Raw genomic sequence first — 20998 nt, 5'->3', positions numbered from 1 at the left:
GACAGCGCCTCTCGCTGCTCCCCACGAGAGGTGGTCGCCGTGACAGTCGCTGTTGTCCAGTTCGGCGGCTCTAACTGCGACCGCGACGCCGTCCGCGCGTTCTCACACCTGGGCGTCGACGCCGAGCGCGTCTGGCACGAGGGCGGCCTCCCGTCTGACGTCGACGGCGTTCTTCTCCCGGGCGGATTCTCCTACGGAGATTACCTCCGCGCGGGAGCGATGGCCGCTCGCTCGCCGATTATGGACGACGTCCGCGAGGCGGCCGAAGACGGCGTCCCCGTTCTGGGCGTCTGCAACGGCGCACAGGTCGGCTGCGAATCGGAACTGATCCCGGGCGCGTTCACGACCAACGCCAGCGCGCGCTTCCAGTGTGAGACCGTCCACCTCCGCGTCGAGAACGCGGCGACGCCGTGGACCGCCGCCTACGACGAGGGCGACGTGATCGAGATCCCGATCGCCCACGGCGAGGGTCGCTTCGAGATCGGCGAAGATCGGTACGACGACCTCGTCGCCGACGATCGAATCCTGTTTCGGTACTGCGATCCGGCGGGGAACGTCACCGACACGGCGAACCCCAACGGCTCGCGCGGGAACGTTGCCGGCATCACCGGTGAGCGCCCGAACGTGGCGGTCCTGATGCCGCACCCCGAGCGCGCGACGCTCCCCGACCTCGGCCGGAGCACCGACGGCCAGGGGATCCTATCAGCCTTCGCCTGAGGGGACACCCCCCGGTCCAAAGGTTCAATCCGCTCGGGTCGAATCCCCGGTATGCACCGTCACCAGCGCCGCTTGGAGGACGATCCCTCGTGAGCGGCGAGTCCGATCCGGAGGGTCCCGTGACCAGCATATCCCCGCTCGAACTCGACATCGAACGGTGGCCCGCCGTCGTCGGCCTCCTCGTCGCCGCGGGTGGCGCGCTCTTTCTTGTCGAACCGCTGGTGGGGCCGATCGCCGTCGGTTCCCTCGAGGCCCGTCCCGTCGCCCTCTCGTCGGTGGTCCTGGCGGCCGGCTTCTGTCTCGGAGCCCCGGTTTTCCTCCGGCGGGGTCGCCGGCTGTTCGGAATCGCCCACGGCATCTTCGGGGTGGCGTGGGCCGGCGTGGCTGCCGGGACCGCCCTTGGGAGCGGGACTCTTGTCGTCGGGGCCGTCGTTCTGGTTATCGCCGGGGCCGGGTTCCTGGTCTCGCGCGCTCGCCGGTGGTGATCGGGTGCGATTGCGACGTCCGGGAGGCTGTCGAGCGCGTCGGCTTCACTCATCGGACCGGGACCGCCCCGGGTCCGCTCCGTGCGGTCAGTCACGGGGCAAATACGTGATCGCCGAGATGCGTGCGGTTCGGTACAGCGCGAGACATTCGATCGGCTCCCGCGTCCGATCGTACGAACACGGTGCCGGGTGGAATCCGTTCCGACAGCGCTCGAAGGCGTCCGACTGCACGGCGACGACGTAGACGCGCCCCTCACGCGATTGCTCCTCTGGGTGACGTCCGCTGCCTCGGGCCCTCCGTCGTCGCTCCGAACGGTGTCCATCGTGTCGTCTCGACTGAGTGGGTCAGCGAGTTAGCGGCATCCCGTAGCTCGTTTCGGCCTCAACGACGTACTCCCAGGTAGTCTCACACTCACAGGAGACCTGCTCGAACACCGACGGATCCTGGCGCTTGTCGAAGTCCTTTATTGCCTTCTGTACTCGATCGTCGCACTCGCCGCAGTTGTGCGGCCCGCGGTCGGAGCCGTGACCGACGGGGTCGGAGACGATGATGGCGTCGATGTCGGCCGTCCGTTCGAGCACTGCAGCGACCGACCAGAGCCACGGCGGACGGTATCCGCCACCGAAAAAGAGGTCGTCGACCATCGTGTACCGCTGGACGTTCGTCGGATTCATCGAGACGGTGTGGCACCCGTCGACGCCGGCGCACCGCCGGACGGAGGAGACCATATCGTCGATCGCTTCCGACTCCGAGAGGAAGGGCGGCTTCATCAGGAGATACGCTTTCACGCCGACGTCGCAGCCGCTGGCCTCGATGTCGGCGTCGCGGGCCTCGGCGCAGGCGGCCTCGAAATCCGCGAAGTCGAAGTACTTGTTCACGCAGTCGTGGCGGACGCGATCCGTGGCCGTCTCCAAGCCGATTGCGACGTCGGTCGAGATCTCCTCGTCGGTGAAGTCGGCGATCTTCTCGCGTTCGACGAAGTCAGGGAGGGACTCGACGACGATGCGCTCGCGGTCTGCGAACGTCTCGGCGATCGCTTTCCGCGTCTTGGCACCGACTTCGCGCTCGTCGAGGAACGATCCCGAGGTGTAGATCTTGATCAGGTCCGCCGGCTCATCGGCGTTTTCGGCCTCGTGTTCGAGGCAGACGTCGATTTGGTCCATCAGCGCGTCGTGGGTGACGCTCCCGCCCTCGACCGACTCGGCGACGTACCCGCACATCGTACACCCGCCGGCGCGGGCCCACCGGCATCCGCCGGTGTTGAGGATGATTGTCAGCGACTGGACCACACCGTCGGGGGTGTTGTCCTCATCGAGCCAGACCCGGGTCGGCTCGTGGGGGTCGTACTGCTTGTCTTTCTTGGCCCGGATCTCGCGCATCACCTGATTGTGGGCGTCCATCCCCTTTCCGCGCTCGTAGACCTCGGGGCTCGGTTGACTCATTACGTACCTGTAGCCGACGACCCGGTATATCTCCGTCGTCTGTGCGGTCACACTGAGGGCACGTCGCGGCCGAGTGCATCGATGTCGGTCCCGCGCGATTTTCGGCTGGCGGTACCGACACTTCACAGATCACCGCACGTCGAGACGTAATGGATTTTCATTACTTTACTACGGTAACGACTAACAGAGTTCAGTTCTAATGTAAATATGAGAATTAACTATGACCAACCTAGGCGGATTCAACGATCACGTAGCGCGCGTCGACCTCTCGGAGGATGACGTGCAGTACGAAAGCATCGACGAGGAAGACGCAGAGAAGTATATCGGCGGACGGGGTCTGGGTGTCAAGTACGTCTTCGACCAGGGTGTCGACGTCGACCCCGAAGGACCGGAGAACCTCCTCGCCTTTATGAACGGTCCGCTCACGGGCACGCAGGCCCCGATGAGTGGCCGAATCGCTGTCTGTACGAAATCGCCGCTTACGGGAACGGTTACGGACTCCCACCACGGTGGCTGGTCCGGGGCCCGACTCAAGTGGTCGGGCTTCGATGGTCTCCTCTTCGAGGGACGGGCCGAGGAACCGGTCTACGCCTACATTGAGGACGGCGAAGTCGAACTTCGAGACGCTTCCGATCTGTGGGGCCTCGGCGTGCACGACGCGATGGACGAGATCGAGGCGAACCACGACGGTCAGTTCGGCAAGAACCTCTCGGCGATGGCCATCGGACCGGGTGGCGAGAACGGCACCAAGTACGCCTGCATCGTCAACGAGGACGACCGCGCCTCGGGCCGCGGCGGGACCGGATGCGTGATGGGCTCGAAGAATCTGAAAGCGGTCGTCATCAAATCGGGCACGAGGATGCCCAAGCCCGCGGACGCAGAGACGTTCACCGAGGGCTACCAGGAGGCGATGAAACTCATCCGCGAGTCCGACGTCACCGGTCCCAACGAGGGCGGACTCTCGCTGTACGGTACCAACGTCCTGATGAACCTCACCGAGGAGATGGACGGGCTTCCGACCCGTAATGCGAAGTACACCTCAACGCACTCCGAGGCGGAGGCGGAACCGGACGACCCGAACATCGACGCGGAGCTGGTCTCCGGTGAGAACGTCCGGGAGAACATTCTCGTCAACGAGCCAACGTGTCACTCCTGCCCCGTCGCTTGCAAGAAGGAGACCGAAGTCACCTACGAGCACAAGGGCGAGGAGATGAACGTCCGCGGCGAGTCATACGAGTACGAGTCGGCGTTCGCGCTCGGCCCGAACTCGATGAACGACGACCGCGACTCCATCGCCGTGATGATCAACAAATGCAACGACCTCGGCGTCGACACCATCGAAGCCGGTAATATGCTTGCGATGGCGATGGAGATGACCGAGGAGGGTAAACTCGACGACCTCGACGACCACCTCGAGTGGGGCGACACCGAGCATATGATCGATCTCCTCGACGAGATTGCCCACCAGAGCTCCGATCTCGGCGAACTCCTCTCGAAGGGCGCCCGCCGGGTTGCCGAAGAGCGCAACGCTCACGACAACTCCCTCGCGGTCAAGGGCCAGACGATTCCGGCGTACGACCCGCGTGCGATGAAGGGGATGGGCATCGGTTACGCCACCTCGAACCGCGGCGCGTGTCACCTCCGCGGGTACACTCCCTCCGCGGAGATCCTCGGGATCCCGGAGAAGGTCGATCCGACCGAGTGGGAGGGTAAGGGCGAACTGTGTGCCCTGTTCCAGGACCTCCACGCCATCTCGGACTCGTTCGACATCTGCAAATTCAACGCCTTCGCCGAGGGCATCGACGAGTACGTCGATCAGTACAACGGGATGACCGGCCGCGACCTCTCGGAGGACGAACTGATGGAAGCGGGCGATCGCATCTACACCCTCGAACGGTACTACAACAACCTCGCCGGCTTCGACGGCGAGGACGACTCCCTGCCCGGGCGGTTCCTCGAAGGAGACGACGAGGCAATCCCCGGCCAGGGTGGCATAGAGGGCGAACTGTGTGAACTCGAAAAGATGAAAGACGAGTACTACGAGCGCCGCGAGTGGGTCGACGGCGTCGTCCCCGACGATCGCCTCGAAGAACTCGGTATCGAGGTCGGCCCCGGCACGGGCGTCTCCACCGGTGACAGCCCGGCACCGGCCGACGACTGACCGGGGCGCGCCCCGGTCTCACGCCCTCCGGACGCCTCCGACGGCAAAGTTTCATCACAGTCGGGTCCTGACGGCGACGTGCGGACGCGCTCGGACCGCCGACCCGGGACGCAGACGCCAGCGGCGGGATCGAACCACGCGAACCCGCTTTTCCGGACGTTACGCCCACAGCACGCGCTACGCGTTGCCGCGTTCGAGTGCGGCGAGCACCCCCCGAACGTTCAGTCGCTCCTCGGCGCGCGCCTTGCGCTCGCCCCACACTTCGACCATCTCGGCGTGGTCCGCGAAGTGTTCGATCACCGCGTCGTCGTCTCCACACTCGGCGCGCCTCTGTCTGACCGCCTCGACGAACTCCACGAGGGATCGCTTGTACGCCGACAACAACTCCGGATCGTACTCTCGCGGCCCGAAGTGACCGAAGCAGAGCGTCTCCGGTTCGTGTTCGTCGATCGTTCGCACGTCAGCGAGACAGCCCTCCAGGTCGAACTGCGGCGGCGGCGTGGTCTCTTTGATCTGGTCCCGCTCCGGAACGTAGACGCCGGCCGCGTCGCCCGTGAACAGCAATCCGTCGCGGGAGTCGAGAAACGCCGTCTGGTGGGGCGCGTGCCCGGGCAGGTGGATCACCGACAGCGTGCGGTCACCCAGGTCGATCTCGTCACCGCCCGCTACCTCGTCGATCCGATCTTCCGGAACGGGCTCCGGGTCGGCGTAGTACTCCCACATCTCGCCGACGGCCTCCCTGGTGCCGGCGACGAGTCGCTCGGGATCGACGAGGTGCGGCGCGCCGACCTCGTGAGTCCGGACGGTCGCGTTGGGACACGCCTCGGCGAGATCGCCCGCCCCGCCGGCGTGGTCTAAATGCACGTGGGTCGCAAGTATGTGCCGGACGGCCGCCCGGTCGATCCCCAGTTCGCCGAGGGCGTCGAGAAGGGACTCGCGGTTACGGCCAAGACCGGTGTCGACGAACGCGGGTTCGTCGGCGTCGATCAGGTAAACCGACCCGTAGTTGGGCACTCCGTGGGTCCCCACGTCGACGTAGTGGACATCCTCCGCAGCCTCGACCGGCCTCAGATCACCGATAGCCATAGCGGATCCGCGTCACGCGGCGAAAAAAACGTTCCGTCCCCATAGGAACGCCCCCGCGACGGAAATCGCCATCCGTTTATTCGGCCGCTCCGACCGTTCCGTATGAGCGAGACACTCGACGACGACCTCTATCAGCGGACGCTGCAGTTCTTAGAACCCGGCGAAATCGAACTTCTGGGCGCAATCGTCCACACGGATCTCGAGAGCGAAGAGGACCTTGAGATGCACGAACTCACCGTGAGCGCGAACGAGGTTATCGCTGAGCACGCCGAGAAAGGCGAGACGTACATCTACGCCGGCAACGACACTGACGAATTCGCCTCGAACCAGTTCCAGGGCCTGACGCTCGATGACGAATCGTTCGTCTGGGAGTGCCAGCAACTGCTCCGCGACGGAACGTTCGACATCGTCTTCTACTACGAAGCCGGCCCCGATCAAGAACCGCTGATCGCGGATCTGGAAGCGCTCGACCGGGTGAACCACGTGACGGCCGTTCCGTGACTCCATCGGCAGAACTCGCTGGCTCGCTCACTTGTTGGCTCGTTGGAACATCCCCACCGGCTGGTAGTCAGCGGACTCACCGTCGATCACCGTCACAAACGTCCGCCGGAATTAGCCTGTAACTGCCTCGCGTACCGAGACGACGGAACCAATTGAACTCCTCCAGACCGTTCGAGACGCTTATCCTCCCGTAACTCCCACAGCCGGGTATGAGCGAGACAGCCGGTGACGACGCGGCGCTCTCGGATCTCGACCGCGTCGCGATCAACGCGTTCCAGGGTGGGTTCCCGGTGCTCGAACGACCGTTCGAGCCGGCCGCGGCCGCCCTCCGTGAGCGCGGTATCGAGGTGACCGCTTCGGAACTCCTCGCGTGCGTTCGAGAACTGGACGAGGAAGGCACGCTGAGCCGCTTCGGTGCGCTGGTGAACGCCGAGGAGATCGGCGGAAGCGCGACGCTGGTTGCGATGCACGCGCCGGAGGAGCGGTTCGACGAGGTCGCCGAGACCGTCAACGCCCACCGCGAGGTCGCACACAACTACGAGCGGGAGCACCCCCACCTGAATATGTGGTTCGTCGTGAGTGTCGCCGACGAGGACCGCGTCGAGGCGGTACTCGAGGAGATCGAAGCCGAGACGGGCCAGCCGACCTATAATCTCCCGAAACAGCAGGAGTTCCGCGTCGAGGCCAAGTTCCTGGTCGACGGGCCGATATCCGAGGGCGACGTCGACCTCTCGGGCCTCGGTCCCGACGTGACGCCGACGGACGCGCAGACGCTCTCGCCGGCCGAGCGCGATCTGGTGGTCGAAATCCAGGGCGGGTTGCCGATCTCACCGACGCCGTACGCCGACGTCGCGGCGGCGATCGACCAGCCGACCTCGTGGGTCGTGGAGACGATCAAGCGCTTCGAGCGCGAGGGGAAGATCCGTCGCGTCGGCGTCGTGCCGAACCACTACGCGCTCGGGTACACAGAAAACGGGATGACCGTCTGGAACGTCCCCGATGAGCGCGTCGATGAGGTCGGCCCGGCTGTCGCGTCGCTGCCGTTTGTCACCCACTGCTATCAGCGGCCGCGCCACGGGGGCGTCTGGCCATACAACTTCTTCGCGATGACGCACGGCCGCTCGGAGGCCGAGAGCGAACGCCGCATCGAGCAGGTGCGCGAGCGGATGGCCGAGTACTGGGACGTCGGCGACGACGACTGGGACTCGTTGTTTTCGACGCAGATCCTGAAGAAGACCGGAATCAGGCTCGACGAGCGGGCCACGGCGAACACCGAGTGACTGCGGCGTGAGCAACTACAGCGAGCGAACCCGATGATCCCACTGTATCACGACTTCACTGGTGAGACGGTCCTGGTGTTCGGTGGCGGTCCGGTCGGTGCGCGAAAGGCCCGTCGGTTCGCGGGCGAGGGCCGGGTCGTCGTCGTCAGCCCCGAGTTCGCCGACGCCGACTTCGGGAGCGCGGAACTGGTACGGGCGCGGCCGACGCCGTCGGATGTGGCCACCTGGATCGATTGGATTGAGCCGGCGCTCGTCGTGGCCGCGACCGACGCCCAAGCGGTGAACGACGAAGTCGCCGCCGTGGGGGCCGAGCGCGGCCTCCTCGTCAATCACGCCGATCGGAGTGCGAGCACCGAGTCAGACGCGGACGACGGGACCGAAACGGCTGGTACGGATGCCACAACGGACACCGACGACGGTGCGCTCGCCCCGCATCACGATGTCGTCGTCCCCGCGACGGTCGAAGACGGCGACGTTCGCATCGCGATCTCGACGGGCGGGCGGAGCCCCGCGCTGGCGAAGTACCTCAGAGAGCGACTCGAGAGTGAACTCGAAGGTGCAGAGGCGATGGCGGCGCTGACCGCAGAGCTCAGGGCGGCGTTTCGAGAGTCAGATCTCGATCCGTCGACGCGTCGTGATGCGATTCGTGCGGTTGTTAGAGACTCAGAAGTTTGGAAGGCTTTACGTACGGGGGAATCTAATCCCCGCCAAGAGGCGACACGCGTGATACGGAATACGGCGGGGGGTGACCGATGGACACTGGAGTGATCTGTGGCGCTCGGGTGTCGCACCGTCTCGCTACCGTCGACGAGATCGAGGCCGCGGCGGGCAGCGACACCCGTACGGTTATCGAGGAACTCCTGGCATCCGACGGCGTTACAGAGGCGTTCGCTATTCAGACGTGCAACCGCGCCGAGGCGTACGTCGTCGCGGCCAGTCGCGCGGAGGCCCGCCGGGCGCTGAGTTCCTTCGGAGCCGAAGTCGACGATAGCGTCGTCGTCGAGATGGGACACGAAGAGAGTCTCAGACACCTGATGCGCGTCGCGACGGGGCTGGAGTCACTCGTTCTGGGTGAGGATCAGATCCTCGGCCAGTTCAAGCGGGCCGTCGAGGTCGCACGCAGCGCTGGCGCGCTCGGATCGACGCTCGAGACCGGGCTGACAAAGGCGGTCCACGTCGGTGAGCGTGCCCGCACCGAGACGCGAGTCAACGAGGGAGCGATCTCGATTGGCTCGGCCGCTGCGCGACTCGCCGAGACGGAGATCGATCTCGTGGGGACGACTGCGCTCGTGGTCGGCGCGGGCGAGATGGGCGAACTCGCTGCCGAAGCGCTCGCCGACGCCGGCGTGGGCGAACTACTCGTCGCGAACCGAACGCTCGCTCGCGCAGAGCGACTTGTGGAGTCAGTCGCGGTGGACGCACAGGCGATCCCACTCGAATCTGTCAAAGATATGCTCGCTTCGGCGTCTGTCGTCGTGACTGCGACAAGTTACTCTGAGTACCTTCTCCTCCCGGACGACGTCGACGGCGCGGGCGAGACGCTCGTGATCGACCTCGCCCAGCCGCGGGATGTCGATCCTGAGGCGGGGACAGTCGATCAGATCGCCGTCCACGACATCGACGCGCTCGAATCGGTGACCGAAGCGACCAAAGAGGTCCGAGAGCGCGCCGCCGAGGAGGTCGAGGCGATGATCGACACTGAGTTCGACCGGCTTCTCGACGCCTACAAGCGACGGCAGGCCGACGAGGCGATCAGCACGATGTACGAGGCCGCAGAGCAGGTGAAGGCCCGCGAAGTCGAGACCGCGATCTCGCGGCTCGAATCACAGGGCGACCTGACCGACGAACAGCGCGAGACCATCGAATCGATGGCCGACGCTCTCGTGGGACAGTTGCTCTCGGCCCCGACGAAGAGCCTCCGCGAGGCGGCCGTCGAGGACGACTGGTCGACGATCCAGACGGCGATGACGCTGTTCGACCCCAACTTCAGCGGACGCTCACGAGGGCCCGGGCGTGCACCCCGGTCGAACGACGACGTCGAGGCGATCCCCGAGGAGGCCGTCGACGGCATCCCCAACTACGTCCTCGAGAGCGTCTCCGACGATTGACCGGTCGCCGTAGTATGTTCTTACCGGTGTGTGACTGAATCTCGAGGCGAAACGTTAACCCCTCGCCGAGAGACACCTTCCGGTATGGCCGAGTTACTCTCTGACGACGAGATCAGCACACAACTGCCGAGCGACTGGGAACGTGACGGCGACGAAATCGTCCGGACGTACCAGTTCGACGACTACCTCTCGGGCATCTCTTTCGTCACGCAGGTCGGTGAAGTCGCCGAAGAGGAGTTCCACCACCCCGAGATCATTGTGGGGTACAAAGACGTCGAAGTTCGGCTGACCAGCCACGAGGAGGGCGGGATCACCGACCAGGACATCCGTCTCGCGAACCTCTTCGACGCCGAGTTCTGACGTGCAAGCGGCGTACGTCTTCCGTGCCGAGGTTCGCCTCGGCGCCGACAGTGCTGTGACCGTCACGCCAGATACCGTCGAGACTGTCGTCGAGGTCGACGCCGCCCCGCCCGGCGAGGACGGGTGGCTCCTGTTCCGCGACGCCCTCTGGCGCGGCGACGTCGCCGACGAGCGTCACGCTCGCGACCTCGCGGCGTCGTGGGTGACTGCGCCCGTCGTCGACATCTCCTTCAGCGAACTCCATCTCGATGAGGCCTACCGCGACGCCCTGCAATCGGCGATCGCGGCGAACCCGTCGTCGTTCTGCGGCGACCACCCGCAGGACGTGCTCCACCGGCACCTCGGCTCCAGCATCCACGTCGTGGACGAGTGATGACGGCAGCGACAGGCCGTCGGCCGCGCTGTCGAGACAGCGTACGCTCTCGTTCACTGCGAACAGTCGGCAACCGCCGTCCCCGAAACCGCGCTCGGGGCCGCCCCCGCGCCGGTGTGCCGAACAACCGCTGTCCGACGCAAGGCATCGCTCAACGCACACGGTCGCTGGTCCCGGCTTCCTATATGAACGTTCGCCCCACTGGTGCCGAAACCCACTTACCCAGATGTCCCGTACTACTGGTTCGATGGTTGCCGACGAGTCTACCGCCGCCTACGACTTTTGGCTGTTCGACCTCGATGGGACGCTCGTCGACGTCGAGTGGTCCTACACTCGGGAGATGTTCGACCGAGTTGGGGACCGACTTGGCCGGGAGTTCACCGACCGCGAGGCCGAGATTATCTGGCACGGCCTCGGGGGCGCACGAGACTCGCAACTCCGTGAATGGGGAATCGACGCCGACGCGTTCTGGACGGCGTTTCACGACCTCGAGGATCCGTGGGCCCGCGCGGAAGCGACGTATCTCCACGACGACGCCGCAGCGCTGGTCTCCGGACTCGTCTCCGCCGACCGGCCGGTGGGCGTCGTGACGCACTGCCAAGAGTTCCTCGCCGAACCGGTGATCGACCACCTCGACGTCGGCGACTGGTTCGACTCGTTCGTCTCTTGCACCCACGAGACCGGCTGGAAGCCGGACCCGACGCCGGTTCGACGCGCAATCGAGGGGCTCGGTCTCGATCCCGACCGGCCGGGCCGCGGCGTCCTCGCGGGCGACGGTGCGAGCGACGTCGGGGCGGCCTGGAACGCCGGCCTCGATGGCATCCACGTCGAGCGCCACTCGCCGACGCGACGGGGCCGGTGCGTCCTCGCCGACTACCGCGTCTCGTCGTTCGTGGAACTGTCGCTCCCCGGTGACCCGTTCGACCGCGACGTCGCCGCCGACGGCGGCACTGTTCGCGACTGACGACCGATCGGCGATTACGCCTGCTCGTAGCCCGCCAGCGACTCGAACACGTCCGTCTCCGCTATCAGGTCCCGCAGTTCTTCGACGCCCGCCTTGTCTGTCCGCTCCGGATTCGCCAGCACGCGCACCGACTCAGTGCCTTGCGAGACGAACCCGAGCCCCAGCGCCTCAGCCGTGACCCGAAGTCCGATCCCCGCGTCGGCGTCGCCGCGAGCGACCGTCCGAGCCGGACTCTCGAACCCTTTTGTGCCGATCTCGTAGCCGCGGATCGATTCGACGAGCTCCCGCCGTTCGACACCTCGGTCTGTGGCGACCGCCGAGAGCGCGGTGTCGAGCGTCCCCCGCAACCCCGCGTCGCGGCCGCGGTTGACGAACGCGAGGTCGCGGTCGACGAGACCGACGAGGCCGTCGATCCCCGCGGGGTTGCCCTCGGGAACGACGAGCCCCCACTCGCGCTCCCAGCGGCCGATCTCGACGCTATCAACGTCGCGTTCGACCGCTCCCGCGACGATCGCCACGTCCGGGACCGCGTTCGAGAGGCGGCGGAGCCCCTCACGGCTTCCAACCGGAAGGAACCGCGGTCGTTCGAGTCGGTCCAACAACCGCGAGAGCGCAGGATCGTCCTCGCCGGCGGCGAGCAGCGTCGGCGCGCGGACGTCCGGGGAGAACAACCGGACCTCGACCTCCTCGCCCGCATCGAGGTACTCGGTGTCGGGATCGACCGCGACGACCCCGTCGGCTTCGACGAGGGAGGTCGTCGCGCCCGAGCCTTTGTCGACCGGATAGACGAGCGTCTCGCCGTCAGCGCCAGTGACGAGGCCCGCCGGCATCAGACGCAACCGGCCTTCGCTGTAGCGTTCCCGGACGGCCATCCGTCCGGTCACGGTCGCAGTCTGTGGCTCGGGGAGACCCGCAGCATCGCGGATCGCCGGCGCCACGAACGTCCGGAAAATGGTGAGCGCCGAAACCGGGTAGCCCGGCAGGCCGACGTACGCGCTGTCGCCGAGTTCGCCGATCAGCATCGGCTTTCCGGGCTTGACCGCGACGCCGTGCAGCAGGAGTTCGCCGCGCTCTTCGACGACGCGATAGATCACGTCGACTGCCGAGGCCGACGTCGACCCCGATGAGAGGACCAGATCGCACTCCGCGGCGGCTTCGAGCAGCAGGCGCTCCATCTCGTCGTAGTCGTCGCCGGCGTGGGGGTAGAGTCGTGCTTCGCCGCCTGCTTCCTCGACGCCCGCGGCGATGGTGTAACTGTTGACGTCGTAGATCTGCCCGCGCGCGCTTTCGAGTTCCCCACCGGGGCGGACCAGTTCGTCACCTGTCGAGACGATGCCGACCGTCGGCTGGCCACGAACCGGGACCGCGTCGCGGCCAAGCGCCGAGAGGAGGCCGATATCGCGGGCAGTGAGCCGCGTCCCCGGACCGAGCGCCCGCGAGCCAGCGGCGATGTCGCTGCCGGCAAGCATCACGTTGTCTCCGGGTGCGACGGCGGTACGGACGGCGACCCCGTCGGGGCGATCGCCGCTGTCGCCGACGGTTTCGGTTCGCTCGACCATCACGACCGCGTCCGCACCGTCGGGCATCACCGCGCCGGTCGAGATCTCTGCGGCCTCGCCGTCGCCGACGACGACATCGGGTTCGACGCCCGCGTGCACGTCGCCGATCAGAGCCAGCGTGGTGGGGTCCGCCTCGTCGGCCCCGAAGGTGTCTCGTCCGCGAACGGCGTATCCGTCCACCGACGCGCGATCGAATCCGGGGACGTCGAGGTCCGCATCGACCCGCTCTGCGAGGACGCGCCCGCGAGCGTCTGCAAGCGGGACAGTCTCTGGGTCGGGCGCGAGATCCAGTCCGTCGATGGCGTCGTGAGCGACCGCTGGATCGACGAGGTCGCGGAACTGCTTGCGGTCGCTCACGCCGACCACTCCCAGTGCTCGACGGAGACCGTCTCGCCGCCGTCGAAGCCCTCGCGCTCTTCGGGGACCGCGACCCAGCCGTCAGCGAGGGCGACCGAGGAGAGGACGCCCGAGCCGGACGCACGGGTCGGCGTCGCCGTCTCGCGATCGTCGTCGGTCTCGTCGACGTCGTCGTCACCGAGTTTCACGCGGGCGAACGTCCGCACTCCGGGCTCGCTCGGGATCTTCCGCGACAGGACGGCCTCGGTGGTCGGCGGCGCGTCGTCCGGGAGATGCCCGACGTGCTTCAGAACCGGACGGAGGAACTGCACGGCGTTGATAATCGCCGCGACGGGGTAGCCCGGGAGCATCACGACGGGCGTCTCCTCAACGACGCCGAGCGCGACGGGGTGGCCGGGCTTGAGCGCGACGCCGTGAACCAGCACCTCGCCGAGTTCGTCGACCACCTCGGGGATGAGATCCCGCTCGCCGACCGAGGAGCCGCCAGTGGTCACGACGACGTCTTTGGTCAGATCGCGCTGGATCGCCGCCCGCAGCGCGGCCTCGTCGTCGGTGACGACGTTTCGGTACGTCGGGAGTCCGCCCCAGCGTTCGACCAGTTTCGAGACGGTGAGCCCGTTGGTCTCGATCACTTCGCCCGGGCCCGGATCTTCCTGCACGAGTTCCTCGCCGGTCGGAATGACCCCGACCGTCGGTCGCTCGTAGGTTGTCACACGGTCGATGCCGACGGACTTCAGCAGCCCCAGATCAGAGGGTCGGAGGCGGTGGCCCGGTTCGAAGAGTTGCTGGCCCTCGGACACGTCCTCACCGACGGGCGCGACGTTCTCGCCTTCGGTCACCGCATCGAACACCTCGAGGTCGCTGCCGACCTGGTCGGCGTGTTCGATCATCACGACCGCGTCGGCACCCTCCGGGAGTTCGCTCCCGGTATGGACACGGACGGCCGAGTCGGGGCCGACAGCCGTCTCGGGTGACGTCTGTGGCTCGCCGTCGGCGACCCTGAGGAGCCCGGGCGAGCGGTCCGACGAACCGAAGGTGTCGCGGGCGCGGACTGCCCAGCCGTCCATCGCCGCCCGTTCGTAGTCCGGCACTGCGGTCGGCGAGGTGACTGTCTCGGCGAGCGCACGACGGTCCGCGGGGACGAGCGACAGCCGTTCGGTCCGCTCGTGTGGCGTCACTGCCGAGAGCAACCGCTCCCGCGCGGCGGCCAGCCTCGTGCGATCTTTGAACCCCGCCGATTTGCGATCGGGGGGCGACTCGTCAGTATCGGGGGAAGTCATACTGTATGATGCGCGCGCGAGTACAAAAAGAGCCGCGGCACGAACGGCGCCAACGCAGGTCGCTCAGTCTCGTCCCAGCGGGCAGACCGATTCGTCAAGCGAGGGGGCTTGTACTGTCACATAGCCCTTGTGGCTGCGTTGTCGACGACAACCGCGGCCTTTTTCGATCCGCCGCTCCAAGTTGCGAGTATGACAGCACTGCGGGACGCGCTACAGGAGCTTCCGGAGTCGGTGTTCGCCGACCTGCTGGAGTCCGACGACGCCTATCTGATCGTGCTCGATCTTCCTGGCGTGACGGCCGATACTGCTGAACTCCGCGTTGAGCGCGGGCGACTCATCGTCGAGGCCCGTCGCGAGAAGGCAGTGCCGCCGGAGTTCCGCTACGTCAGCGAGGACCGGCCGCTGTTCGTCGACGCCGAACTGCCGCTTCCCCCGGACGCGACGGGTGCGGGCGCGTCGGCTGAGGCCGATAGCGGGGTCTTCACTGTTCGCGTGCCGAAGCGCGACGCCACACCGGAGCAGACGATTCCGATCACGTCGGCTGGGGACGACGCGTAACCGCCGGGTGGTCACGCTAGTGAATCTCCGTGCGTACTGGCGGTTTTTCGTCGTCGTTCGACAGTTCTTCCCGTTGATCGTCGCCTACAGCCGTGACCGTCGAACGTACCTTCTCTTCGGCGGGAGCCGACAGGTCGATCCGGCAACCAGATCCCGTCGGGCGGAAATCCTCCTCGACTCGCTTTTGACCCTGGGTCCGACGTTCATCAAACTCGGGCAACTGCTCTCGACCCGGCCGGACATCCTCCCGGCGGAGTACATCGACGTCCTCTCGAGTCTTCAGGACAACGTGCCACCGGCTCCCTGGGAGGAGTCGAAGACAGTCATCGAAGACGAACTCGGCCCCGTCGACGAGGCCTTCGACGACTTCGACCGCGACCCCATCAGCGGTGCGAGCCTCGGCCAGGTGTACACCGCCGAACACGATGGCGACCCCGTCGCCGTCAAGACCCGCCGGCCCGGAATCGAGGACCTGGTCGAGGCCGACTTGCGGGTGATCCGGTGGTCGCTGCCGATTGTCCGCCGGTTCATTGGGGAGGGGCGTGCGTTCTCCTTGGAGAACCTCGCCGATGAGTTCGCGAAGACGATCCGCCAGGAGATGAACTACACCCGAGAGAAGCGGATCCTGGCCGAGATTCGTGACAACTTCGCCGACAACCGCGAGATCCGGATCCCCGCCCCGATCGACGAGCGCTCGGGACCCCGGGTGCTCACGATGGAGTACCTCCCGGGAACGAAGATCAACGATCTCGAGGAACTGGACCGCAAGGGTATCGACCGCACCGAGTTGGCGACGACGCTGCAGCGGGTCTACCTGCAGATGATCATCGACGACGGCGTGTTTCACGCCGATCCCCACCCCGGAAATCTGGCCGTCGACGACGACGGGCGGATCATCTTCTACGACTTCGGGATGTCGGGGACGGTCGATCCGTTCATTCAGGACCGGATCATCGACTTCTACGTCGCGGTCGCGAACCAGAACATCGATGCGATTCTCGACACGCTGATCGAGATGGGGACGCTCTCGCCGGAAGCCGACCGGCAGGTGATGGGCGACGTGATGGAACTGGCCATCGCGGACGCCCGCGGCGAGGACATCGAACAGTACCGCGTCCAGCAGATCATCGAACAGGTCGAATCGACGATCTACGAGTTCCCGCTTCGGCTCCCGCGAAATCTCGCGCTGGTCCTGCGAGTCGCGACGGTCGTCGAGGGCGTCTGTGTCACGCTGGACTCCGAGTTCGACTTCATCTCGGTTGCGACGGACTACCTCCAGGACGAGGGATACTACGAGGAGACCGCCCGCGAGTTCATCGAACGCGGCAGCGAACAACTTCAGGAGACCACGCGGGCGCTCTTCCAGGTACCGCCGAAACTGGACAGCGCGCTCGACCGGGTAGAAAACGAGAACCTCACCGTCAACGTCCGGCTCGAAGACGAGAACGACGTGCTCTCGCAACTCGCCCAGCGCATCGTCTACGGCCTGTTCGTCGCCGTCGGTGCGCTCTCGACGTCGATTCTCTACGCGTTCGAGGGAGCGACCGTCATCCCGGCCGCCATCGCCGCTGCGCTGACCCTCCCGCCGCTCATAGCGCTGTACCGGTCGTTCCGCCGACAGCGCGGGATCCGCGCGAAGCCGCAGTTCACCCGGCAGAGTATGCGTGAGCGTCGCGAGGGCCGGGAGTAACCCCGCATTCGGCCCCGGCTCTAGTTATCACAGTTGATCGCTTGACACGTAGTTTTATTCAAAGAGCCGCAGAACGGGTGCGTATGACTCGCTGGCGCGCCGTCGTTGCGGGTTTCGTCCTCGCAGTCTGCAGCGAGGCGCTCGTGTTCGTGTGGACTGGTCGCGTCACGCTGGTCGGGGGGCTCGCGGGGAGCGCATTGGCCGGCTATCTCGCCGGCGGTGAGCCTGCCGACGGCGCGTGGTACGGCCTGCTCACGGCGATGGCGTGGGGGATCGTGTTGATCCCCGGATTGGTCGTGCTCTCGGTTCTCACCGATGCACCGCTACCGTTCCCGATGGAGTTCCTTCTCCCGTATCTCGAAACCGCGGGCGAGGCCACAGTGATCATTCTTTTGTGTGCGAGCCTCCCGAACGTCGTCGCCGGCGCAGTTGGCAGCCACGCACGCCGTCAGGACGATCGGTCGAACCGCGAGGACCGGTCGTCCCGGACGTCGAGCAGCGACGTTGAGGAGGCGTAGTCGGCGGTCGAGACGCCACCGTCGAGTGGCCCCGATTCGGGCGCGTCACGTGTCCGACCGGTATCCAAACCGTTTATACCGGCCACACAACAATCCCGAGGTATGCCGAAAGAGCAGAAGCAGGTCCGTGAACTCCAAGAGGGCAGTTACGTGATGATGGAGGAGTCGCCGTGCAAAATCAACGCCTACAGCACAGCCAAGCCCGGAAAACACGGAAGCGCGAAAGCGCGCGTCGAGGGACGGGGTGTCTTCGACGGCAGGAAGCGATCGCTGAGCCAGCCGGTCGACGCGAAGGTGTGGGTGCCGATCATCGAGCGCAAGCAGGGCCAGGTCGTCTCTGTCACCGGCGAAGACGCTCAGATTATGGACCTCGAGACCTACGAGACCTTCACGATGCGCATCCCCGAGACGGAAGAACTCTCCCCCGACGACGAGATCGAGTACCTCGAGTACGAAGGCCAGCGGAAGATCGTCTGATCGGAGATGTTCCCCGGGGCGACTGCGTCGCGTGAGGACGCCGCGTACGCCGTTGTGGGCGCCCCGCTGGACCGCTCCACCTCGTTCCGACCCGGGACCCGTTTCGGTCCCGAGAGAATCCGGCGGTTCGCCCGCCCGTTCGACGACTACGATCGGCGAACCGACCTGCACTTCTCCGACTGTTCCGTCCACGACCACGGCGACGTCCGCGCGTGGGACGATGCCCCGGAGTACCTCGCGTGGCTCGCGGGCGAACTCCGAGACGTCGTGGCCGACGACGCCGTCCCCCTCGTCTTGGGCGGCGAACACACTGTCTCAGCTGCTGCCGTCGATGCCGTCTCCCCGGAGGTGTTCGTCTGTCTCGACGCCCACCTGGATCTCCGACGGGACCTCGATGGGAACGAATACAGCCACGCGACGGTCACGCGGCGCATCCTCGACAGTGACGATGCAACGGACCCGGTCGGCGGTGATTCGACGTCCGGCGTCGAGGAGGCGGCCGTTATCGGTGCACGGACCGGGTCCCCGGAGGAGTGGGACCGCGCTGACGCCGCCGACGTGACCGTCGTCGCACCCGAGGACGTCGCCGAATTCGACCTTCGGTCGTGGCTCGACGGCCGCACGGCGTACCTGAGTGTCGACATCGACGCCGCAGACCCCGGCTTCGCCCCCGGCACCGGAACGCCGGAGCCCTTCGGCCTCGACCCCCGGGCGCTCTGCAGCGTCGTCCGGACCGTCGCTCCGAACGCGGCGGGGTTCGACGTCGTCGAGGTGAACGACCGCGACGATGGGCAGGCGGCGTCGCTTGCGGCCAAACTCTGTCGCGAGTTCGTCTACTCGCACGCCGCAGGGCGCGAGTGAGCCTCGGCGGTCCGTCGCCCGACGCCGGTTCTCGCGGCCGTGAAGCAAGACCTATCGGCCGGAAGGCCGAGAAGCCGGATATGGACCTGAGGACGCTCACCGACCGCCTCGACGACCGCCTCGCGACCGACGAGTACGCCGACGTCGATGCCAGTGCGAACGGCCTGCAGGTGGGTCCCGGCGACGTGGCGCGCACCGCCCGGGAGTCGCCACCGGAGATCGAGCACGTCGCTGTCGCTGTCGACGCAGCGGCGGCGACAATCGAGGCCGCCGCCGACGCGGGCGCGGACCTCCTGCTAACGCATCACGGCCTCATCTGGGGCGGACTCGACCGCGTCACCGGGCGCGAGTACGCCAACGTCGCGTCGCTCATCGAACACGACCTCGCGCTGTACGTCTCACACCTTCCGCTGGACGGCCATCCCTCACTCGGGAACGCCGCCGGCCTCGCCGATTATCTGGACCTGGCGGAACAGGAGGTGTTCGGCCACCTCGGTCCGGTGACTATCGGTCGTCGTGGCCGTGCGCCCGAGGCGTACGACGTTTCGGATCTCGAGGCGCTACTCGCCGACCTCGACAACCACGGGCGAGCGCCGCAGGTGCTCGAATTCGGCCCAACGGAGATCCGCGACGTCGCCATCGTCACCGGATCGGGCGTCGACTGGCTCGGTGAGGCCGCCGACGCGGGCGTCGATGCTCTCATCACGGGAGAGGGGAAGCAACAGGTGTACCACGAGGCCCGCGAGGCCGGGATGCACGTGTTCCTCGCCGGCCACTACGCCACCGAGACGTTCGGCGTCGAACGCCTCGCGGAACTGACTTCGGAGTGGGGAATCGAGACGACGATCCTGTCGCACCCCACGGGGCTGTAATTCAGTACCAACCCCGCTCGCCGACGGATCGCGGGACATAACCGGTCGGATCGCCCACCACGCGGTATGAGCGACGAGTCATCAGAGTCCGAGTCGGGCGGCGGATCGACACACGAACACGATCCGGCCCGCGAGGAGTTCCACGAGGCACCGATCGGACACGCCCAGGTCCGCGGCGGGATGTCCGTCGGGGAACTGGCCACGGAGTACGGGAAGGCCGGCATCGGGGCGGCCAGCGTCGAAAACGCCGTGGACGTCTACGCGGAGATGCTCCGCGCCGACGACGTGACCAACTTCTTCGGACTGGCGGGGGCGATGGTGCCGACGGGGATGCGCCAGGTCGTTGCCGATCTGATCCGCGACGGTCACATCGACGCGCTGGTGACCACCGGCGCGAATCTTACCCACGACGCAATCGAGGCCATCGGCGGGAAGCATCATCACGGCCGCGCGGAACCGGACGATCCGCACCCGGCGAACCCCGACGCCGAACCGACGGGCGAGACGCTGCGTGATCACGACGAAAATCTCCGCGACGAGGGTATCGATCGCATCTACAACGTCTATCTCCCCCAAGAGCACTTCTCGCTGTTCGAGTCCCACCTCCGCGACAACGTCTTTCCGACGGTCGAGCGCCGCGTCCCAATCCAGGAGTTCACCGCCGAACTCGGCCGGGCGAACGCCGAGCAGAACCGCAAGCGCGACGTCGCGGAGGATGCTGGCATCGCCGCCGCCGCACACGGGAATGACGTGCCGATCTACTGCCCGGCGATCCAAGACTCCGTGCTCGGAATCCAGGCGTGGATCTACTCACAGACCTCCGACTTCGGACTGAACGCGCTCGGCGATATGACACACCTCTCGGACCTCGCGTTCGATGCTGAGCGGGCCGGGGCGATGCTCGTCGGCGGTGGCGTTCCGAAGAACTACGTACTGCAGACGATGTTGACCATCCCCGACGCCTACGACTACGCGGTCCAGTTGACGACGGACTCACACACCACCGGCGGGCTCTCGGGTGCGACGCTCGACGAGGCGCGCTCGTGGGGTAAACTCGAGAAATCGGCACGGAACGTCACGGTCGTCGGCGACGCCACCATCACGCTGCCGCTGGTGGTCGCCGCCGCTCGGGAACGAGCCGGCGAGAGTCACAAATAAATATTTATGATAATTGGGGTCGTTGATCGACCATATGTTAGTCACACGCGTACGCGCTCGATTTACTCCTCTACCACGTGTACCGCCGTACGACCGTCTGCGACTTCCCACGACCCGATTTCCCGTGAGCACTACCCCCAGTCACACACGCCAGACTCGCACCGACCGACCGAACTCGACAACCACCGAC

General features: G+C 66.3%; 21 protein-coding genes. 17 read left to right on the top strand and 4 right to left on the bottom strand.

Going from position 1 to position 20998, the window contains the following annotated elements; genetic code table 11:
- The first annotated feature begins 39 nt into the window (after positions 1-39).
- Both purQ and ABEI27_RS00715 read left to right on the top strand, forming a co-directional pair.
- Positions 40-717: a phosphoribosylformylglycinamidine synthase I gene (gene purQ, locus ABEI27_RS00720; RefSeq protein ID WP_375797501.1), complete on the top strand. Its 678-nt coding sequence runs from the start codon at positions 40-42 to the stop codon at positions 715-717.
- A gap of 89 nt (positions 718-806) precedes the next feature.
- Positions 807-1202 (top strand): hypothetical protein, encoded by a 396-nt coding sequence (locus tag ABEI27_RS00715; protein ID WP_375797500.1) that lies wholly within the window; start codon positions 807-809, stop codon positions 1200-1202.
- Positions 1203-1547: 345 nt separating this feature from the next.
- Here ABEI27_RS00715 and ABEI27_RS00710 read toward each other — a convergent pair whose 3' ends face one another.
- Positions 1548-2645: an archaeosine biosynthesis radical SAM protein RaSEA gene (locus tag ABEI27_RS00710; protein WP_375797499.1), complete on the bottom strand. Its 1098-nt coding sequence runs from the start codon at positions 2643-2645 to the stop codon at positions 1548-1550.
- A gap of 220 nt (positions 2646-2865) precedes the next feature.
- Here ABEI27_RS00710 and ABEI27_RS00705 point away from each other — a divergent pair, with 220 nt between their 5' ends.
- The gene (locus ABEI27_RS00705) at positions 2866-4806 is read left to right on the top strand and encodes an aldehyde ferredoxin oxidoreductase family protein (RefSeq protein WP_375797498.1); all 1941 of its coding nucleotides are present in this window, start codon (positions 2866-2868) and stop codon (positions 4804-4806) included.
- Between the two features lie 177 nt (positions 4807-4983).
- On the opposite strand, the gene ABEI27_RS00700 is transcribed toward ABEI27_RS00705, so the two are convergent.
- A complete protein-coding gene (locus tag ABEI27_RS00700) occupies positions 4984-5892 on the bottom strand; it encodes an MBL fold metallo-hydrolase (RefSeq protein WP_375797497.1) in 909 nt (302 codons plus the stop codon).
- 102 nt (positions 5893-5994) lie between these two features.
- Between ABEI27_RS00700 and ABEI27_RS00695 the strand changes: the two genes are divergently transcribed.
- The 7 genes from ABEI27_RS00695 (at position 5995) to ABEI27_RS00665 (ending at position 11478) form a co-directional block, all read left to right on the top strand.
- Positions 5995-6393 carry a DUF5778 family protein gene (locus ABEI27_RS00695; RefSeq protein WP_375797496.1) on the top strand — a complete coding sequence of 133 codons (399 nt, stop codon included), beginning with the start codon at positions 5995-5997 and terminating at the stop codon, positions 6391-6393.
- A gap of 209 nt (positions 6394-6602) precedes the next feature.
- Positions 6603-7673 carry an Lrp/AsnC family transcriptional regulator gene (locus ABEI27_RS00690; RefSeq protein WP_375797495.1) on the top strand — a complete coding sequence of 357 codons (1071 nt, stop codon included), beginning with the start codon at positions 6603-6605 and terminating at the stop codon, positions 7671-7673.
- A gap of 33 nt (positions 7674-7706) precedes the next feature.
- A complete protein-coding gene (locus tag ABEI27_RS00685; RefSeq protein ID WP_375797494.1) occupies positions 7707-8441 on the top strand; it encodes a bifunctional precorrin-2 dehydrogenase/sirohydrochlorin ferrochelatase in 735 nt (244 codons plus the stop codon).
- A complete protein-coding gene (gene hemA / locus ABEI27_RS00680; RefSeq protein WP_375797493.1) occupies positions 8426-9781 on the top strand; it encodes a glutamyl-tRNA reductase in 1356 nt (451 codons plus the stop codon). The genes ABEI27_RS00685 and hemA overlap by 16 nt, the downstream gene beginning before the upstream one ends.
- 84 nt (positions 9782-9865) lie before the next feature.
- Positions 9866-10141 carry a 4a-hydroxytetrahydrobiopterin dehydratase gene (locus ABEI27_RS00675; RefSeq protein WP_375797492.1) on the top strand — a complete coding sequence of 92 codons (276 nt, stop codon included), beginning with the start codon at positions 9866-9868 and terminating at the stop codon, positions 10139-10141.
- 1 nt (position 10142) lies between these two features.
- Positions 10143-10514: an LWR-salt protein gene (lwrS, locus tag ABEI27_RS00670; RefSeq protein ID WP_375797491.1), complete on the top strand. Its 372-nt coding sequence runs from the start codon at positions 10143-10145 to the stop codon at positions 10512-10514.
- 247 nt (positions 10515-10761) lie between these two features.
- Complete coding sequence (locus tag ABEI27_RS00665; protein WP_375797490.1) at positions 10762-11478, top strand: HAD family hydrolase; 717 nt, start codon at positions 10762-10764, stop codon at positions 11476-11478.
- Positions 11479-11492: 14 nt separating this feature from the next.
- On the opposite strand, the gene ABEI27_RS00660 is transcribed toward ABEI27_RS00665, so the two are convergent.
- Both ABEI27_RS00660 and glp read right to left on the bottom strand, forming a co-directional pair.
- Positions 11493-13394, bottom strand: a complete 1902-nt coding sequence (locus tag ABEI27_RS00660; RefSeq protein WP_375797489.1) for a molybdopterin biosynthesis protein — start codon at positions 13392-13394, stop codon at positions 11493-11495.
- Positions 13391-14674, bottom strand: coding sequence for a gephyrin-like molybdotransferase Glp (glp, locus tag ABEI27_RS00655; protein WP_375797488.1), 1284 nt, complete (start codon positions 14672-14674; stop codon positions 13391-13393). Before glp ends, ABEI27_RS00660 begins: the two co-directional genes overlap by 4 nt.
- Before the next feature lie 189 nt (positions 14675-14863).
- On the opposite strand from glp, the gene ABEI27_RS00650 reads away from it, so the two are divergent.
- The 7 genes from ABEI27_RS00650 (at position 14864) to ABEI27_RS00620 (ending at position 20808) form a co-directional block, all read left to right on the top strand.
- Positions 14864-15232 carry an Hsp20/alpha crystallin family protein gene (locus ABEI27_RS00650; protein WP_375797487.1) on the top strand — a complete coding sequence of 123 codons (369 nt, stop codon included), beginning with the start codon at positions 14864-14866 and terminating at the stop codon, positions 15230-15232.
- A gap of 7 nt (positions 15233-15239) precedes the next feature.
- Positions 15240-16922, top strand: a complete 1683-nt coding sequence (locus ABEI27_RS00645) for an ABC1 kinase family protein (RefSeq protein ID WP_375797486.1) — start codon at positions 15240-15242, stop codon at positions 16920-16922.
- Between the two features lie 83 nt (positions 16923-17005).
- Positions 17006-17440, top strand: a complete 435-nt coding sequence (locus ABEI27_RS00640; protein ID WP_375797485.1) for a DUF5518 domain-containing protein — start codon at positions 17006-17008, stop codon at positions 17438-17440.
- A gap of 102 nt (positions 17441-17542) precedes the next feature.
- Complete coding sequence (locus ABEI27_RS00635) at positions 17543-17917, top strand: translation initiation factor IF-5A (protein ID WP_375797484.1); 375 nt, start codon at positions 17543-17545, stop codon at positions 17915-17917.
- 6 nt (positions 17918-17923) lie between these two features.
- On the top strand, positions 17924-18778 hold the full coding sequence (locus ABEI27_RS00630) for an arginase family protein (RefSeq protein ID WP_375797483.1): 855 nt from the start codon (positions 17924-17926) through the stop codon (positions 18776-18778).
- 80 nt (positions 18779-18858) lie between these two features.
- Positions 18859-19650: a Nif3-like dinuclear metal center hexameric protein gene (locus ABEI27_RS00625; RefSeq protein ID WP_375797482.1), complete on the top strand. Its 792-nt coding sequence runs from the start codon at positions 18859-18861 to the stop codon at positions 19648-19650.
- Between the two features lie 66 nt (positions 19651-19716).
- A complete protein-coding gene (locus tag ABEI27_RS00620; protein WP_375797481.1) occupies positions 19717-20808 on the top strand; it encodes a deoxyhypusine synthase in 1092 nt (363 codons plus the stop codon).
- Positions 20809-20998: the final 190 nt, after the last annotated feature.

Source organism: Halobellus sp., assembly GCF_042218505.1.
Classification (GTDB): Archaea; Halobacteriota; Halobacteria; order Halobacteriales; family Haloferacaceae; genus Haloquadratum.
This window is presented reverse-complemented; position numbering and strand designations above follow the sequence as displayed.

Excerpts from the sequence above, each read along its gene's own strand:
- ABEI27_RS00710 (WP_375797499.1), bottom strand. The coding sequence starts at position 2,645 with ATGAGTCAACCGAGCCCCGAGGTCTACGAGCGCGGAAAGGGGATGGAC.
- ABEI27_RS00705 (WP_375797498.1), top strand. The coding sequence starts at position 2,866 with ATGACCAACCTAGGCGGATTCAACGATCACGTAGCGCGCGTCGACCTC.
- ABEI27_RS00700 (WP_375797497.1), bottom strand. The coding sequence starts at position 5,892 with ATGGCTATCGGTGATCTGAGGCCGGTCGAGGCTGCGGAGGATGTCCAC.
- ABEI27_RS00695 (WP_375797496.1), top strand. The coding sequence starts at position 5,995 with ATGAGCGAGACACTCGACGACGACCTCTATCAGCGGACGCTGCAGTTC.
- ABEI27_RS00690 (WP_375797495.1), top strand. The coding sequence starts at position 6,603 with ATGAGCGAGACAGCCGGTGACGACGCGGCGCTCTCGGATCTCGACCGC.
- ABEI27_RS00685 (WP_375797494.1), top strand. The coding sequence starts at position 7,707 with ATGATCCCACTGTATCACGACTTCACTGGTGAGACGGTCCTGGTGTTC.
- hemA (WP_375797493.1), top strand. The coding sequence starts at position 8,426 with ATGGACACTGGAGTGATCTGTGGCGCTCGGGTGTCGCACCGTCTCGCT.
- ABEI27_RS00675 (WP_375797492.1), top strand. The coding sequence starts at position 9,866 with ATGGCCGAGTTACTCTCTGACGACGAGATCAGCACACAACTGCCGAGC.
- ABEI27_RS00665 (WP_375797490.1), top strand. The coding sequence starts at position 10,762 with ATGGTTGCCGACGAGTCTACCGCCGCCTACGACTTTTGGCTGTTCGAC.
- glp (WP_375797488.1), bottom strand. The coding sequence starts at position 14,674 with ATGACTTCCCCCGATACTGACGAGTCGCCCCCCGATCGCAAATCGGCG.
- ABEI27_RS00650 (WP_375797487.1), top strand. The coding sequence starts at position 14,864 with ATGACAGCACTGCGGGACGCGCTACAGGAGCTTCCGGAGTCGGTGTTC.
- ABEI27_RS00640 (WP_375797485.1), top strand. The coding sequence starts at position 17,006 with ATGACTCGCTGGCGCGCCGTCGTTGCGGGTTTCGTCCTCGCAGTCTGC.
- ABEI27_RS00635 (WP_375797484.1), top strand. The coding sequence starts at position 17,543 with ATGCCGAAAGAGCAGAAGCAGGTCCGTGAACTCCAAGAGGGCAGTTAC.
- ABEI27_RS00630 (WP_375797483.1), top strand. The coding sequence starts at position 17,924 with ATGTTCCCCGGGGCGACTGCGTCGCGTGAGGACGCCGCGTACGCCGTT.
- ABEI27_RS00625 (WP_375797482.1), top strand. The coding sequence starts at position 18,859 with ATGGACCTGAGGACGCTCACCGACCGCCTCGACGACCGCCTCGCGACC.
- ABEI27_RS00620 (WP_375797481.1), top strand. The coding sequence starts at position 19,717 with ATGAGCGACGAGTCATCAGAGTCCGAGTCGGGCGGCGGATCGACACAC.